The following is a 15,855-nucleotide window of genomic DNA, read 5'->3' as shown; positions in this document are numbered from 1 at the left end:
CTGGCCGGGGGTAGCCCATGTTCAAGAAAATCCTGATCGCCAACCGTGGCGAAATTGCCTGCCGTGTCATCAAGACCGCCCGCAAGATGGGCATCAAGACCGTGGCCGTCTATTCCGATGCAGACCGAAACGCATTGCACGTCAAGATGGCGGACGAGGCTGTCCATATCGGCCCTTCGCCCGCGAACCAGTCCTATATCGTGATCGACAAGATCATGGATGCCGTGCGCCAGACCGGTGCCGAGGCTGTCCATCCGGGCTATGGCTTTCTGTCCGAAAACATGAAATTCGCCGAGGCGCTGGAGGCCGCAGGCGTCGCCTTTATCGGCCCGCCCTCGCCCGCGATCGAAGCGATGGGCGACAAGATCACCAGTAAGAAGATCGCACAGGAAGCCGGCGTCAGCACCGTTCCGGGCTATATGGGCCTGATCGCGGATGCCGAAGAGGCTGTGACGATCTCGAACCAGATCGGTTACCCGGTGATGATCAAGGCATCGGCGGGTGGCGGCGGCAAGGGCATGCGCATCGCCTGGAATGACCAAGAGGCGCGTGAGGGTTTTGAATCCTCGAAGAACGAGGCCGCCAACAGCTTTGGCGACGACCGCATCTTCATCGAGAAATTCGTGACGCAGCCGCGCCATATCGAAATTCAGGTGCTGGCCGACAAGCATGGCAACGCGGTCTACCTGCACGAACGCGAATGCTCGATCCAGCGCCGCAACCAGAAGGTCATCGAGGAAGCCCCCTCACCCTTCCTTGATCCCGAAACCCGCAAAGCCATGGGCGAACAGGCCGTGGCGCTGGCCAAGGCCGTTGGATACAACAGTGCAGGCACAGTGGAATTCATTGTTGATGGCGACCGGAATTTCTACTTCCTGGAAATGAACACGCGCCTGCAGGTGGAACACCCGGTCACGGAACTGATTACCGGCGTCGATCTGGTCGAACAGATGATCCGCGTGGCCGATGGTGAAACGCTGCCCTTCACGCAAAGCGATCTGAAAATCAACGGTTGGGCAATGGAAAGCCGGCTATATGCCGAGGACCCCTATCGTGGCTTCCTGCCGTCGATCGGTCGTCTGTCCCGCTATCGCCCGCCGACCGAAATCGCCGCCGGTCCGTTGCTGGAAACGGGGAATTGGGTCAATGACAGCGATGGGCGCGACAGCGCGACCGCCGTCAGAAACGATACCGGCGTCTTTGAGGGCGGCGAGATCAGCATGTTCTATGACCCGATGATCGCCAAGCTTTGCACATGGGCCCCGACCCGTGGCGACGCAATCGAAGCAATGCGAACCGCACTGGATGAGTTCGAAGTGGAAGGCATCGGCCATAACCTGCCCTTCCTGTCGGCCGTGATGGATCACCCTAAATTCGTTGCAGGCGACATCACCACAGCCTTCATCGCCGAAGAATATCCCGAAGGTTTTACCGGCGTTACGCTGGATCAGGACGAACGCAACCGCGTCGCCGCCGCCGTCGCTGCCATGCACCGCGTGGCCGAAATCCGTCGCGCGCGGATCACGGGCCGGTTGGACAACCACGAACGCAAAGTCGGGGAAGACTGGGTGGTCGCGTTCGGAAAGGACGAGGTTCCGGTAAAAATCCACGCCGACCGCACGGGATCAACCGTAACCGTGGGCGGTCGCGATCTGCGTGTCGAAGGGAACTGGAACCCCGGAATGACGCTGGCCCGCATGATGGTCGATGGCAAACCGCTGGTCATGAAGGTCGATCGCATTCCCGCCGGCATTCGCTTGCGCACGCGCGGGGCCGATATGAACGTCTATATCCGCCGCCCGAACAGCGCCAAGATGGCCCGTCTGATGCCCGAAAAAGTCGCGCCCGACACCTCGAAATTCCTGCTTTGTCCAATGCCCGGTCTGCTGGTCAAGGTGAATGTCGCCCCTGGCGACGAGGTTCAGGAAGGCCAGGCTTTGGCCACGGTCGAGGCCATGAAGATGGAAAACATCCTGCGTGCCGAACGCAAATCCATCGTGAAATCCATCAGCGCCGAGCCGGGTCAAAGCCTGAAGGTCGATGAAATCATCATGGAATTTGAATGATACAGAAGAACCCGGTTTACCGTTTTATCATGACGTTTCTGGCTTTGCTGGGAACGTTTGTGATCTACGGCATCATGGCCATGCTTCATTACATGGCATGGACCGGTCAAATCCTGCCGCTTGATGCGCCCTATGCCGGGGGGCTTTTTCTGTTTGGTGTGCCGACATTTGGGGGTGCGCCCATAGGCATACATGTGTTCAATCACGCCTTATGGGGCATTCCCGCCGCCCTTGCTTATGCGGTCTTTCTGCGCATCATGCTGGGCGGATCGATCCACTGGTTGCGGCTGTTGTGCCTTTATGTGGCGACGGTCGCGATGGGCTATATCTTTGCCATGTATGACTGGTCCGGCATCTTGCGCCCCGGTGAAGCACTTCTTTGGGCTTACGGGCTTTGGTTCCTGGTGGGGTTGCTTATCGTCCGGGATTGGGTGGTCCGGCCATGAGGAAAGGGCGCTGACGAATGGATTGGCAGGCGCTTTGGATCAACGACCGGGTGGCTGCGGCCCTTGTCACCGCCGTTGTGGGTGGTGGCGTGGTGGCCGTGGGTTGGGTCATTACCCATCTGTTGTCCCGCAGCCGCGACCGGGCCCTGCGCGAGGAACGGATTGCCGATATTCAACGCGCACTTCTGGCCGAAATCCGCGCCCATGTCTTTGCGCTGGAAGAACAGCAGACGGCACGGGAAATGGCCACGACCGACGCGGTGACGGATCAGGACTATTTGCCGATCCTGCCGCATGACGCCAATGACCGAATGTTCCGCGCGATTGTGGAAGAGGTTCATCAGCTGCCCGAATGGGCGATCGATCCGGTTGTGCGCTATTACCGGCTGCTGGCCGTCCGCGCGGCCCTGGCGCAAGATATTCGCAGCAATGCCAAGGAATATCCGCGCCGCGCTGCGCTGATGTTCCGCGATTATCTGGAGATCACGGATGAGACCTGGGATACCGGGTTGGAGGCGGTCGAAATCCTGACAGCCAGCGTCAAAGGCGGTCCCAGGATGTCATCCAGTCAGGCAGAAGTGGCGGCGCATCTGAAACGCAGGCAGGAAATCATCACCCGCCAACTGGCGACCGATCTGCCGCGAGAGCTGGAAGAACTTCGCGCCGGACTTAATAAGCGATCCTTGGACCGGAGCGGCCAGTGATGGGCGTTAATCCGATGGAATTGGTAATCTCATTCACGCGGCGGCGCACAGGCTTGGGGTTTGGGCGCACAAGCTCGGACGCATCACGGTTTTCGCGCCCTGCACGCGTTGCGCGTGGGCGTGCGTCCTGCGACGGAGTGCGGCCTTCAGTGGTGGACTTCGCCATAACCAAACCTCATGTCACGGCAGCAGATATGCCGCCTGTTACGAAGAATATAGGAATGCAGGGGCAAATCCACAATATTTTGTTTGGACTACCGCATCTAAGTGGCGGGCCTGTCCACAAGACCGCTCAGCGCCCGATTTCTTGCCGCCGCAGCGGAAACTTATCGATCGTGCGGGTGATTTCACGCACATCCCAGGGCAACGGCTTGCGGGCCTTTACCTGCCCGTCCTTGTCGATGATGACCAATGAAAAGCCGCGTGGATGCAACTGTCGACGCCACTCGCTGCCTGCTGCGGGATCCGTGTCAACCACCACAACCACGTCGCGTTCGATCAGGTCATTCGGTCGTGCCTGCAATGCTCGGGATTGCTGCCGAAAGGACGGATCGTCCGGTGAATCCGCAAAAATCACCACGGGACGCATGTTCCACAGAAAGTCAGCCATTGCGACGGTGGACGCATCCACGATCCGCAATTCAGGCGATGGTGTTTCTGGCGGTTCTTCTGACGCTGCCGTTTCGGGCAGCTCTTCGGGGCTCATGGGCCGATCGGTCACAGATTCCGCCGCTGGTGGCTCGGCCTCTCGTGCGGGGCCCATTGCCGCCGACATCACTACGAATATCAGGAATTTCAATTTCATCGGCACCTCATCCTTATCTGAATATAGGGTGAAGCTGGCTGGGGGAAAGGACAGAAAATGACGAAACCGACGCTGGACGAATGGCGCAAGCTGGCCGAGAAGGAACTGAAAGGCCGCGACCCCGACAGCCTGACATGGGACACGCTGGAGGGTATTCCGGTGAAACCGCTATATACGGCGGAAGACACCGACGGGCTTGACCATCTGGGCAGCCTGCCCGGCATCGCCCCCTTTACCCGTGGCCCACGCGCCACGATGTATGCGGGCCGACCCTGGACCATCCGCCAATATGCGGGCTTTTCCACGGCCGAGGAATCGAACGCGTTCTATCGCAGGGCATTGGATGCCGGACAGCAGGGTGTCTCGGTCGCCTTCGATCTGGCAACGCATCGCGGCTATGACAGCGATCATCCCCGCGTTGTCGGGGATGTCGGCAAGGCGGGCGTTGCCATCGACAGCGTCGAGGATATGAAGATCCTGTTCGATGGCATCCCGCTGGACAAGGTTTCGGTCAGCATGACCATGAACGGCGCGGTCATCCCGATCCTTGCGAATTTCATCGTCACCGGCGAGGAACAGGGCCATCCGCGCGCCATGCTGTCTGGCACCATTCAGAATGACATTCTGAAAGAATTCATGGTCCGCAACACCTATATCTATCCGCCCGAGCCTTCGATGCGGATCATCAGCGACATCATCGAATATACCTCGGATGAAATGCCGCGTTTCAACAGCATCTCGATTTCCGGCTATCACATGCAGGAAGCCGGGGCGAATTTGGTGCAGGAACTGGCCTATACGCTGGCGGACGGGCGCGAATATGTGCGCGCGGCGATTGCGGCGGGAATGGATGTGGATGCCTTTGCGGGGCGGTTGTCATTCTTCTTTGCCATCGGCATGAACTTCTTCATGGAAATCGCCAAGCTGCGGGCCGCACGCCTGCTGTGGCACCGGATCATGACGGAATTCGCGCCTAGGAAGTCATCTTCGCTGATGCTGCGGACGCATTGTCAGACCTCTGGCGTGTCGTTGCAGGAACAGGATCCCTATAACAACGTGATCCGCACCGCCTATGAGGCCATGTCAGCCGCGCTTGGCGGCACGCAATCGCTGCACACCAACGCGCTGGACGAAGCCATCGCCCTGCCCACGGAATTCAGCGCCCGCATCGCGCGGAACACGCAACTGATCCTGCAGGAAGAAACCGGCATCACCAATGTCATCGACCCGCTGGCCGGCAGCTATTACATCGAAAGCCTGACCGCTGAACTGGCGGAAAAAGCATGGGCCTTGATCGAAGAGGTCGAAGAACTGGGCGGCATGACCAAGGCCGTTGCCAGCGGCATGCCCAAGCTGCGGATAGAAGAAACCGCTGCCCGCCGTCAGGCCATGATCGACCGGGGCGAGGAAGTGATCGTCGGCGTCAACAAATACCGCAAGGCCAAGGAAGACCCGATCGACATTCTGGATATCGACAACATGAAGGTCCGCGACGCCCAGATTGCCCGACTGCAACATATCCGCGCCACCCGGAACGAGGCGGCGTGTCAGGCCGCCCTGGACGAACTGTCCCGCCGCGCCGAACAGGGCGGCAACCTGCTGGAAGCCGCGGTCGAAGCCGCCCGCGCCCGCGCATCTGTAGGAGAGATCAGCATGGCCATGGAAAAGATGTTTGGTCGCCACCGCGCCGAGGTCAAGACCTTGGCCGGTGTCTATGGCGCGGCCTATGAAGGCGACGAAGGCTTTGCCCAGATCCAGCGCGATGTGGAAACATTCGCCGAAACCGAAGGCCGGCGTCCACGGATGCTGGTCGTCAAGATGGGTCAGGACGGCCATGATCGCGGCGCCAAGGTGATCGCCACAGCCTTTGCCGATATCGGCTTTGACGTGGATGTCGGGCCGCTGTTCCAGACCCCCGAAGAAGCCGCCCAGGATGCCGTGGACAATGACGTGCATGTGGTCGGTATCAGCTCTCAGGCGGCGGGGCACAAGACGCTGGCGCCCAAATTGATCGAGGCGCTGAAGGCCCAAGGGGCCGAAGATATTCTGGTCATCTGCGGCGGCGTCATTCCGCAACAAGACTATGATTATCTGCGCAAGGCGGGCGTCAAGGCCATCTTCGGGCCGGGCACGAATATCCCGGCCGCCGCCGCAGACATCCTGCGTCTTATTCAGGAATCGCGTGCGGCATAGCCAGCGATTGACGGGATTTCGGGCCGCGCGTCGCTGATGCGCGGCCCGAAATCCCGTCAATCGCTCATTTCAGCTTCACCTTGCCCTTCAACAGCGGCTGTGCCAGCTTTCCGCTAAGCACGAGCACCGGAAGATCATGTCGGATATCAAGCAGATCATCTGCATCAAATGGGGCACCAAGTTCGGTCCCGAATATGTCAACCGCCTGCACGGGATGATCTCTCGCAATATCACCCCGCCATTCAGGCTGTTCTGCTTTACCGATGACGGTGCGGGGCTGCATCCTGATGTTGCCGTGCGCCCCCTGCCAGAGTTTCACTATGACGCCCCGCAACGAACACGTGGCAAATGGCCTAAATCGCGCCTGTGGGGCGATCTGGGCGATGTGACGGGCGTCGTCCTGTTTCTGGATCTGGACGTCATCATCACCGGCAATCTGGATGATTTCTTTACCTATGGCGATCCAGAGGACACCATCCTTGGCCGCAATCCGAACACGCCGTTTGAAAAGCTGGGCCAAACCTCGGTCTACCGGATGAAGGTTGGCAATCTGCGCCCTTTGCAGGATATTTTCCGCGCCGACCCGCAGGCCGCGGCGGATACCTACAAATACGAGCAGCGCTTCGTGACCCGCAACGCACCGGGCGGCGTGAAATTCTGGCCCAAAGGCTGGCTGGCCCATTTCCGGATGCACTGCGTGCCGAATTTCCCGCTGAACTATGTCAAGGAAGCCCGGATTCCGCCGAACGCCAAGATCGTCATTTTCCCCGGCAACCTGAACCCACCCGACGCCATCGCCGGTCGGTGGAGCGAGGATGACGAACATCGCAGCCCCGCCGAGCATCTTCGGGCCGCATTCTCGGCCGGACGGCGCGAAAGCCTTGGCAAGCATCTGCGCCACTACGTTTTGCCAACCACTTGGGTCAAGGACCTGTGGAAAGAGTAGCCAGCACACGATGACCCTGCCCCGCGCCCCTGACAGATTATCGGATGAAATGGCCATTGCCATTGGTCACGCCGTTTCCGGTTTTGGCTTTCTGGAAGAGGCGCTGAAACGCGCCATCTTTTCGCTGACCCGTCAAGGGCTTGGCGAAGCAGCCGATGACGCGGCCCTGCACCGCTGGCTAAAGCGGATGGAGGATATCGCCGACGACACGCTTGGCACCCTGATCGACAGCTTCCTTGCCGCCATGCGTCAGGCGCAGGCGGGCAGGACAGAAGACCTGGCGAAAAGACTGGCGATATTGCGCAATCAGCGAAACCTGTTGTGTCATGCGTCATGGCGACCGGGAAAAGAGCCAGGCTATTGGCACCCGACTTTCATCAACACAAAGGGCGAACGCTATCCGGATGACATGCACCCAAGGGATGTTCTGGCCATCCGCGATGAGACCCTGACCGTTGCCCGCCGCGTCGTGTCGATCATGCGCGGCACAGGGATCGAGGGGGAATGGGCCGGCTGGGAAGAAGAAGCGCCGGACAAGGCCGGGGGCTAGCCAAGCTTTCACGCGTTGCAACGCCGCCCTGACCGCGCTAACACCCACTGCATTACAGAAACGAGGCTTCCATGTCGTCCCCTCTTCGCCTTGGCATCGCCGGGCTGGGCACCGTAGGGATCGGTGTCGTCAAGATCGTTCAGAAACACGCTGATCTGATCAGCAAACGAACCGGTCGACCGGTAGAAATTACCGCGATCAGCGCACGTGACCGCATGAAAAACCGCGATGCCGATCTGTCGGCCTACCGGTGGGAAGACGACCCCATGGCTGTCGCTATGGCTGACGATGTCGATGTCTATATCGAACTGGTCGGTGGCGACGAAGGCATCGCCAGGGACAGCATGAAGCTGCATTGCGCGCGGGCAAAGACGTGGTCACCGCGAACAAGGCGTTGCTGGCGATCCACGGCCAGGAACTGGCGGTCCTGGCGGAACGGTTGGGTCGCGTGATCCGCTTTGAAGCCGCCGTTGCAGGCGGCATTCCCGTCATCAAGACCATGACGGAATCACTGGCCGGAAATCAGATCCAGCGCGTCATGGGCGTGATGAACGGGACTTGCAACTATATCTTGACCCGCATGGAAGGCGCCGGCCTGCCCTATGCGGCCGTGTTCGAAGAAGCGCGCCAGCTGGGCTACCTTGAGGCTGACCCGACCCTTGACGTCGGCGGTATCGATGCTGGCCACAAACTGGCGATCCTTTCCTCGATCGCCTTCGGCACGCAGGTCGATTTCGACGCAGTCGAGATCGAAGGGATCGAACGTGTCAGCATCGACGATATCCGCCGTGCCGCCGATATGGGCTATCGCATCAAACTTCTGGGCGTCGCACAGATGACCGCGCGCGGGCTGGAACAGCGGATGTCACCTTGCCTTGTCCCCGAAGACAGTCCCTTGGGGCAATTGACGGGCGGAACCAACATGGTCGTGGTCGAGGGCGATCAGGTTGGCCAGATCGTCTTGCGCGGCGCGGGCGCAGGCGCAGGTCCAACCGCCAGTGCCGTCATGTCCGACATTGTCGAAATCGCACGTGGCATCCGGATGCCGGTATTCGGACAACCTGCCAACGATCTGAAATCTGCGCAACCCGCCCGGACGGCAGTGCCAGCCGCCTATTATATCAGATTGGCGCTGCAGGACAAACCGGGCGCATTGGCAAAGGTCGCTTCGGTCCTGGGCGATGCGGGTATTTCGATCGATCGGATGCGCCAATATGGGCATCATGACGATAACAGCGTGCCGGTTCTGGTGGTGACCCACAAAACCACACCGGAAGCCATTGACCACGCCATCGAAGCCCTGCCCAAAACCGGCGTGCTGGTCAGTGATCCGGTCGAATTACGGATCGAAGAAGTCTGATGGACAAAAAAGGGGGGGCTCGCGCCCCCTCTTGCGTCCCAAAGATGCAATTCGCCCCCAGGGGTATTTTCACAAAGAAGAAAGACCGGGCAATGACCCGATCTTCTGTGTTCAAATATCCTGGGGGAGGCGCCGTCAGGCGGCGGGGGCAAAGCCCCCATGACGTCAACCGCCTGCGATGACGCGCACATAATTGCGCGTTTCACGATAGGGCGGGATGCCACCATATTTCTGAACCGCGCCCGGCCCTGCATTATAAGCTGCCAGCGCAAGGCTCCAATTGCCGAACTGATTATACATCATTCGCAGGTAACGCGCGCCGCCATTCAGGTTCTGCACCGGATCGTGTGGATTGACGCCCAGCTTGGCCGCCGTACCGGGCATCAACTGTGCCAGGCCCGTTGCGCCCTTGTGCGAGCGCGCGCGCGCGTTCCAGCCCGATTCTTGCTGGATCAGACGCAAAAACAGATCTTCGGGGATGCCATATCGCCGTGCGGCCGCGCGGGCATGCGGGATGAAATCGCTGCGGCGCCCACGATATGCCGGAATGGCTTCGGTGTTCAGGGCGATTTCAACGGCGCTGCGGTTGGAACCGCCCGGCCGCAGTCGTGCTGATTGCTGATACTGCCCCGCGAGTCTCGAGTCCATCAACCTCGTCTGGCGTGCAAATTGCTCGGCCCGGGATTTCGATGAACTGCCGGACAGACGCAACCCTTCGGCGGCGGCTGGTACGGCAACACCGGTCATCAGTGTCGCGCACAAAGCTGCCTTCATGATTGAGATGATCTTCAACGCCCCGCCCTCGTTCTTATTCCTTTTAACGGGACTATACAGAAAAATACGGCTTTCGCCAGCGGCAGGTTTTTGACCTCTGGATGAACCCGCCGATCGGCAGGTTCCCGCCGACACGACTGCATTAACCCGACAGAAAGGAATTATCTTGTTTGCTTGCCGCAAAACACCGCGTGAGATAGACCACCGGAAATTCAGGACAACACCAAGGAACCCGATATGGCAGGCAGCGTAAACAAGGTCATTCTGATCGGCAATCTGGGCCGTGATCCCGAAATCCGCACCTTCCAGAATGGCGGCAAAGTCGCCAACCTGCGTATTGCCACGTCGGAACAATGGAAGGATCGCAATTCCGGGGAACGTCGTGAGCGGACGGAATGGCATTCCGTCGCGGTCATGTCCGAAGGTTTGGTGAATGTGGTCGAACGCTTCCTGAAAAAGGGCAGCAAGGTCTATGTCGAGGGCCAGTTGGAAACCCGCAAATGGCAGGATCAATCCGGCCAGGATCGCTATACCACCGAAGTAGTGCTGCGCGGCTTCAACGGCACATTGCAGATGCTGGATGGTCGCGGCGAAGGCGGTGGCGGCGGGGGTCGTGATCAGGGCGGCTATGGCAGTGGCGGCGGTTACAGTGGCGGCGGCGATGATTATGGCCAGCCCGCGTCATCATCCTCTTCGTCGGGCGGTGGTCGCAGCGACTATGACGATGAAATCCCGTTCTGATTTTCAGGAATAGAATTTGCCAGACAAAGCCCCGGCCAAGGTCGGGGTTTTTGCGGTGACATTATCTGTTCAGCCAGCTTTGGATCATCGGGGCAAAATCGCGCACGCCCTCGAACAACATGCTCAAGGCCACATAAACGATAATGGCCAGACCCACATATGCGATCCAGCGGTGACGGTTCAGCAATCCTGCAATGAAGTTGGCGGCAAGGCCCATCATCGCGATCGAGAATATCAGCCCGACAACCAGAACCGTCGGATGGTCGCGTGCGGCGCCCGCGACGGCCAGCACGTTATCCAGCGACATTGACAGATCGGCGATGACGATCTGCAAAGCGGCCTGACCAAAGGTCTTGCGCCTGACCGGGCGTGCACCATCGGTGGCGTCATGATCTTCATGCGGACCTTGGCGTAGCTCTGTCCACATCTTCCAGCAGACCCAGCAGAGCAATAGACCCCCCACAAAGATCACACCGGGTATATCCATGATCCACGTGGCGATCAGGGCAAGCGTGATGCGCAGAACCGTCGCCGCCAGAATCCCGACCATGATTGCACGTGAGCGCAGTTCCGGCGCCAATCCTGCGGCGGCAAGACCGATGACAACAGCGTTGTCGCCGGCCAGCACAAGGTCAATACCAATCACTTGAATCAAAGCAGCCAAGCCGTTGGCTGTAAAAATTTCCATAGCCCCTCCGGTCCGGAACACCATGTTGGAATGGCGCACAATCGGGGTCAAGGGTGGGGTGAATGGTCACAGGCGTCGCAGAGTTTAACCACCGCGAAATATCGCAGAGGAGTTCAGCGAGAATCCGACAGAACCGCGCTTAACTGATCGCGTTGCACGTCGTCGCTGACGAACGCCGCACCAATATCGCGCGCCAGAACGAAACGCAGGTGACCATCGACGACCTTCTTGTCCTGCCCCATCAGATCAATCAGCGTTTCATTATCCGGCAAATCCCCCGGAATATCGCGCAGCGCGGCCGGCATGCCCATGTTGCGCAGATGGTCCAGCACGCGTGAGGGCGCTTCCTGACTGCACAGGCCCATACGGGCCGAAAGATCAAAGGCCAGGGCGCAACCGATGGCCACGCCTTCACCATGCAACAGGCGGTCGGAATAACCCGTCGCGGATTCCAGCGCGTGCCCGAATGTATGGCCAAGGTTCAGCAGCGCTCTTTCACCCTGTTCCGTCTCATCGCGTGTGACAATTCCCACTTTCATGACGACGGAATGGGCGATTGCCTGCTGGCGCAGCGCCAGATCATCGCGCAGGCGCGGCCCGTTTTCTTCCAGCCAGTCAAAAAACGTGGCGTCGCCCAAAAGGCCGTATTTGGCAACCTCTCCGTAGCCCGCCAGAAAATCGCGCGGCGACAACGTGTCCAGAACGGCAATATCGGCCAATACCAGCGTGGGCTGATGGAACGCGCCGATCAGGTTCTTGCCATGCGGGCTGTTGATCCCGGTCTTGCCGCCGACGCTGCTGTCTACCTGTGCCAGCAACGTTGTCGGAATTTGCACAAAACGGACGCCGCGCCGCAAGATCGCGGCGGCAAAGCCAACCAGATCGCCGATGACACCGCCGCCAAAGGCCACGACGATGTCGCGACGCTCGACCCGCTGTTCCAACAGCCACTCTACCGTGCGGGTCAGGTTTGGCCAGCTTTTGGTGCTTTCCCCTGCGGGCAGGACCAGCGCTTCTGACGCGATGCCCTGCGCAGCCAACGCGTCTTGCAGGCGTTTCAGATGCAGCGGCGCAACGGTTTCGTCCGTCACAACGGCCACCCGCGCACGGCGCAGGAACGGCGCGATTTCCTGACCGGCCCGATCGATCAGACCTGCCCCGATCCGAACATCATAGGCGCGGTCGCCCAACGGCACATGAACGGTTACGGGATCGGGGATCAATGCAGCTTGCGTCATTTCGGCTCGACAATCAGTTCTGGATCGGCGTTTCGGATGGCCTGGATCAGGCGGAGGGTCGTCTCCTCGACCGTTCCCGGAAGGGCCGGGAAATCAAGATCGGCCCTGGCATAGACGGGGTAGCGTTCGGCCATCAGACGTTCCAGCGTGCCCTTGGGGTCAGCGGTCTGCAACAGCGGTCGGGTGCTGCGCATCTTGACCCGATGCCACAGGGTTTCAAGGTCACAGTTCAACCAGACTGCCATTCCGCGCGCGCGAATCGCCTCGCGGTTGCGGGCTTGCAGCCACGCCCCGCCGCCGGTCGAAATGATCCCGTTCGCGCCGTCCAGAATGCGGGCAATCACTTCGGCTTCGCGATTGCGAAAGAATGCCTCGCCATCGCGGGCAAAAATTTCCGAGATTGACATCGCCGCAGCAGATTCGATTTCGGCATCCGAGTCGGTGAAAGGAACGTGCAAACGCCGGGCCAATTCGGTCCCGATCGCGGTTTTACCCGCCCCCATCATGCCTATCAGCACGATATGCCGCCGCAGCCGCTGCCTCATCACCCCTCCGGTTGTCGATTGGCTGACTGAATGGCGTGATCTTTCGGGAATTGCCATATATATTCGGGGACGAACCGGCAAAAGACCGGTGAAAAAACGACTTAACACACGCGAATGAGGCATAATTCGATGCGGCTCTTGAAGGTTTTGGTGGCGCTGATTCTGTTGGCGGTGATTGCGCTGGCCGGTTACGCCTATTTTGGCGATATGGAGCCGACCCGGACCGAGGTGCGTCAGCCCATCGCCGTCGGCGCTGGTAGCGCAGCCACCTCACCCGCCGTCGCAACGGAAGCAGAAGCGCCGACAACGGCAGAAGGCGCGGCGCCCGCAAGTGAAGAACCGACCGGCAACGGTAATCTTGACTGATCTGCGGACATATCTGCACTCAGCCATGCTGATTGCCTGTTTTTCGCTGCCTGCCGCCGCGCAAGAGCCGCTGTCGGCAAGCGATTGGCTATCGGGCAGCGTAAGAGGTCCGCAGCGCGAGGCATCGGCATGGCGTCCCGGCGATGAACGCCCCCCCACAGTGCCGGGTGGCCGGTCGATCAAGCCGGTTGCGGAAAGCGGTTTGGTGGGGCCGGTGCAGGTGACACGGCTGGACGGCGGCGATCCCGATGCCGCCGGCATTTCAACGGCGCGGCGTGCCGGCCTGCCGCCGGACCTGTGGCTGGGCAGCGATCCGGAAACGCTGACGGGCCTGATCTTGCGGACCCCTGCCCGTCTGCCGGCCATGACGGCGTTGCTGGACCGTGTCCTGACGACCCAGTTGATTCCGCCTCAGACGCAGAACCCTGGCAAGCGTGGGCAATTGTTCATGGCCCGCGCCGACCGTCTGCTGGACATGGGTGCGCTGAACCGCGCACAAGCACTGTTGATTGCGGCGGGCCAGAACGATCCCGAGATCTTTCGCCGTCTGTTTGACATCGCGCTGTTGGAGGGGGATGAGGCCCGCGCCTGCGATATCATGAACACCACGCCGGGCATCGCGCCCAGCTTTGCGGCGCGTGTTTTCTGTCTTGCGCAAACGGGCGATTGGGCAGCCGCTGCGATCAGCCTGCACGGAGCTGAAGCCTTGGGTCTGATCGAAGAGAAACAGGCCGTTTTGCTAACGCATTTCCTTGATGATGCCTTTGTCGATGATGGTCAGGAACTGGAAATCAACGACCGCATCTCTCCGCTGGATTTCCGCATTCATGAAGCCATTGGGCAGCCTTTGCCCACAGCACCCCTGCCAATCGCTTTCGCCCATTCGGACCTGCGCCTGAACAATGGTTGGAAAGCGCGGCTGGAGGCGGCCGAACGTCTGGCCCGCGCAGGCTCGATCCCGGCGGCGGATCTGCGCGCGATCTATGCCGAACAGAAACCCGCGGCATCCGGTGGGGTCTGGGAACGCACGGGTGCCATGCGGACACTGGAAGCGGCGCTGGCCAATAATGATCCGGCCGTTGCCCTGCCGGCAGCCTTTGATCAATTCCGGCAAGCGAATATGGCCGACGTTCTGGCCGCGATGATTGCCAAGGATCTGCCCGACAGCGGTGAGGGTCGCGCAGCGGAAATCACAAGATGGCTGCGTCAGTGGCAAGGGTTGTTGGTTGCCACCCCCGTGCCCGCCCCGGAAATGCTGACAGCCGAGGCAGTCACTGCGCCCGAAACCCAGAAGGGAGAGGTCTTGCTGGCGGCGATGGCCGATGTCGATGCCGCGCTGGACGGTGATCTGGCTCGCGCAGGTCGCGGCCTTGCCACGTTGCGCGCCCTTGGGCTAAAGGGTGATGCGGACCTTGCGCAGGCGCAGATTTCCCTGCTGCCGGTCATGTCGCCCGAATATCAGTGATGCTGGACAATCGCGCAATCTCGGCCTTTCTGGATGCGCAGGCGGCCGAAGCCGGGGCCGCGCGAAACACCCTGCTGGCCTATGGGCGCGATTTGCAGGATCTGTCCGAATGGTTGTCCGGGCGTCGCGCATCGCTGTCCGATTTGACGCGCGAACTGGTCGAGGACTATCTGACCCATTGCGATGCGCAGGGCCTGTCACGGGCCACACGGGCGCGGCGGTTGTCCTCGATCCGGCAATTCACCCGTTTTGCGTTGGAAGAAGGATGGCGAGAGGATGATCCCGCCATTCGCATTCACGGCCCCGGCCGGGCGCAACGACTGCCAAAGACGTTGGATCACGACGAAATCGATGCGCTGCTGACCACAGCCCCCACAGTTGGGCGCGGCGAGGTCGAGCGAACCCGCAACCGCTGCCTGATCGAGCTTCTTTATGCCACGGGAATGCGGGTCAGCGAACTGGTCGGCCTGCCTGTCGCCGGGACACGCGGTAATCCCGCAGTGCTTTTGATCCGAGGCAAAGGAAATAAAGAGCGCATGGTTCCGCTGACACCTGCTGCCAGAAATGCCCTGTCGGATTGGCTGCAACTGCGCGACAGCGCCCCAAAGGACAGCCCGCTTGGCAAGCTGATTGCAAGCCATGGCGCACGTTGGCTGTTTCCGGCACCGGGCGCCGCAGGGCATATGCCACGGCAAAGTTTCGGACGCCTGCTGAACGACATGGCGGTGCAGGCGGGTGTCGATCCCAAGCGGGTCACACCGCATATCATCCGCCACGCCTTTGCCACACATCTGCTGGAAGGCGGCGCCGATCTGCGCAGCATCCAGTCCCTGCTGGGCCACGCCGATCTGGGCACGACCGAAATCTATACGCATGTGCTGGATGAACGGATGCGCGATCTGGTGTTGAATCATCACCCGCTGGCCAACAAGGCCAAGGGCTGACCTTTACAAGCTTCTGAAAATCAC

At 60.3% G+C, this 15,855-nt stretch carries 15 protein-coding genes and 1 pseudogene; 11 read left to right on the top strand and 5 right to left on the bottom strand.

Annotated elements, in window-relative coordinates:
• Positions 1-17: 17 nt before the first annotated feature.
• The 3 genes from H4P12_RS02435 to H4P12_RS02425 are packed head-to-tail and all read left to right on the top strand — an operon-like array spanning position 18 to position 3,216.
• On the top strand, positions 18-2,066 hold the full coding sequence (locus H4P12_RS02435) for an acetyl-CoA carboxylase biotin carboxylase subunit (protein WP_187792001.1): 2,049 nt from the start codon (positions 18-20) through the stop codon (positions 2,064-2,066).
• The gene (locus H4P12_RS02430) at positions 2,063-2,512 is read left to right on the top strand and encodes a hypothetical protein (protein WP_187792000.1); all 450 of its coding nucleotides are present in this window, start codon (positions 2,063-2,065) and stop codon (positions 2,510-2,512) included. Before H4P12_RS02435 ends, H4P12_RS02430 begins: the two co-directional genes overlap by 4 nt.
• A 17-nt stretch (positions 2,513-2,529) precedes the next feature.
• Entirely contained in the window at positions 2,530-3,216 is a 687-nt protein-coding gene (locus tag H4P12_RS02425) for a hypothetical protein (RefSeq protein WP_187791999.1), read from the top strand.
• 292 nt (positions 3,217-3,508) lie between these two features.
• On the opposite strand, the gene H4P12_RS02420 is transcribed toward H4P12_RS02425, so the two are convergent.
• The gene (locus H4P12_RS02420; protein WP_187791998.1) at positions 3,509-4,021 is read right to left on the bottom strand and encodes a DUF4174 domain-containing protein; all 513 of its coding nucleotides are present in this window, start codon (positions 4,019-4,021) and stop codon (positions 3,509-3,511) included.
• A 57-nt stretch (positions 4,022-4,078) separates the two neighbouring features.
• Here H4P12_RS02420 and scpA point away from each other — a divergent pair, with 57 nt between their 5' ends.
• From scpA to H4P12_RS02400, 4 genes and pseudogenes are all read left to right on the top strand, one after another.
• The gene (gene scpA / locus H4P12_RS02415) at positions 4,079-6,214 is read left to right on the top strand and encodes a methylmalonyl-CoA mutase (RefSeq protein ID WP_187791997.1); all 2,136 of its coding nucleotides are present in this window, start codon (positions 4,079-4,081) and stop codon (positions 6,212-6,214) included.
• Between the two features lie 136 nt (positions 6,215-6,350).
• Entirely contained in the window at positions 6,351-7,160 is an 810-nt protein-coding gene (locus H4P12_RS02410) for a glycosyl transferase (RefSeq protein ID WP_187791996.1), read from the top strand.
• 10 nt (positions 7,161-7,170) lie between these two features.
• Positions 7,171-7,710, top strand: coding sequence for a hypothetical protein (locus tag H4P12_RS02405; protein WP_187791995.1), 540 nt, complete (start codon positions 7,171-7,173; stop codon positions 7,708-7,710).
• A 71-nt stretch (positions 7,711-7,781) separates the two neighbouring features.
• A pseudogene (locus tag H4P12_RS02400) lies at positions 7,782-9,070 on the top strand (homoserine dehydrogenase).
• Positions 9,071-9,235: 165 nt separating this feature from the next.
• Here the strand turns inward: H4P12_RS02400 and H4P12_RS02395 are convergent.
• Positions 9,236-9,844 (bottom strand): lytic transglycosylase domain-containing protein, encoded by a 609-nt coding sequence (locus tag H4P12_RS02395; RefSeq protein ID WP_187791994.1) that lies wholly within the window; start codon positions 9,842-9,844, stop codon positions 9,236-9,238.
• Positions 9,845-10,081: 237 nt separating this feature from the next.
• On the opposite strand from H4P12_RS02395, the gene ssb reads away from it, so the two are divergent.
• Positions 10,082-10,585, top strand: a complete 504-nt coding sequence (gene ssb / locus H4P12_RS02390; RefSeq protein ID WP_187791993.1) for a single-stranded DNA-binding protein — start codon at positions 10,082-10,084, stop codon at positions 10,583-10,585.
• 61 nt (positions 10,586-10,646) lie between these two features.
• Here the strand turns inward: ssb and H4P12_RS02385 are convergent, their stop codons facing one another.
• The 3 genes from H4P12_RS02385 to H4P12_RS02375 all read right to left on the bottom strand — a co-directional run bounded on the left by H4P12_RS02385 (position 10,647) and on the right by H4P12_RS02375 (position 13,113).
• Complete coding sequence (locus H4P12_RS02385) at positions 10,647-11,273, bottom strand: TerC family protein (protein WP_187791992.1); 627 nt, start codon at positions 11,271-11,273, stop codon at positions 10,647-10,649.
• A 113-nt stretch (positions 11,274-11,386) separates the two neighbouring features.
• The gene (gene aroB / locus H4P12_RS02380) at positions 11,387-12,511 is read right to left on the bottom strand and encodes a 3-dehydroquinate synthase (protein ID WP_187791991.1); all 1,125 of its coding nucleotides are present in this window, start codon (positions 12,509-12,511) and stop codon (positions 11,387-11,389) included.
• A complete protein-coding gene (locus H4P12_RS02375) occupies positions 12,508-13,113 on the bottom strand; it encodes a shikimate kinase (RefSeq protein ID WP_187791990.1) in 606 nt (201 codons plus the stop codon). Before H4P12_RS02375 ends, aroB begins: the two co-directional genes overlap by 4 nt.
• Before the next feature lie 72 nt (positions 13,114-13,185).
• On the opposite strand from H4P12_RS02375, the gene H4P12_RS02370 reads away from it, so the two are divergent.
• Genes H4P12_RS02370 through H4P12_RS02360 form a run of 3 tightly spaced genes read left to right on the top strand, consistent with a single transcriptional unit; the run spans position 13,186 to position 15,831 of the window.
• The gene (locus tag H4P12_RS02370) at positions 13,186-13,422 is read left to right on the top strand and encodes a hypothetical protein (protein WP_187791989.1); all 237 of its coding nucleotides are present in this window, start codon (positions 13,186-13,188) and stop codon (positions 13,420-13,422) included.
• Positions 13,415-14,887, top strand: a complete 1,473-nt coding sequence (locus H4P12_RS02365; RefSeq protein ID WP_246448802.1) for a hypothetical protein — start codon at positions 13,415-13,417, stop codon at positions 14,885-14,887. The genes H4P12_RS02370 and H4P12_RS02365 overlap by 8 nt, the downstream gene beginning before the upstream one ends.
• On the top strand, positions 14,887-15,831 hold the full coding sequence (locus H4P12_RS02360) for a tyrosine recombinase (protein ID WP_187791988.1): 945 nt from the start codon (positions 14,887-14,889) through the stop codon (positions 15,829-15,831). Before H4P12_RS02365 ends, H4P12_RS02360 begins: the two co-directional genes overlap by 1 nt.
• The last annotated feature ends 24 nt before the right edge of the window (positions 15,832-15,855 follow it).

The sequence above is a fragment of the Paracoccus amoyensis genome (genome assembly GCF_014490725.1).
Taxonomy (GTDB): Bacteria; Pseudomonadota; Alphaproteobacteria; order Rhodobacterales; family Rhodobacteraceae; genus Paracoccus; species Paracoccus amoyensis.
Note: the sequence above shows the minus strand (reverse complement) of the source record. Positions and strands in the feature narration are given on the sequence as shown.